Origin of the sequence: Blastococcus sp. KM273128 (assembly GCF_021698975.1) — a bacterium.
Lineage (GTDB): Bacteria > Actinomycetota > Actinomycetes > Mycobacteriales > Geodermatophilaceae > Blastococcus.
The window spans coordinates 1-222 of record NZ_SSXA01000232.1 but is presented as its reverse complement, the minus strand read 5'-3'; the positions used below and the strand labels follow the sequence as shown (position 1 = coordinate 222).

Genomic DNA, 222 nt, shown 5'->3' with positions numbered 1-222 from the left:
GCGTGGCTGCCCGCCCAGCGCAGCGCGGCGGAGGCGGTGGATCTGCTGGGGCAGATCGTGGCCGCCGAGGCGCGGTTGGCGGCGCTGCGGGTGGAGCTGGTGATGGACCTGGCCGCCGCCCGACCCGCGCCGGCCGATCCGCTGCCCGGTGGGGAGCGGGCCGGGGAGCGCGGCCCGGCCGGTACCAGTGAGTTCGTGCCCGATGAGCTGGCGATGGCGCAC

Annotated in this window: 1 pseudogene; it reads left to right on the top strand. The window is 78.4% G+C overall.

Annotated features, from left to right (window positions below):
* A pseudogene (locus E9529_RS21700) lies at positions 1-222 on the top strand (HNH endonuclease); the annotation flags it as partial.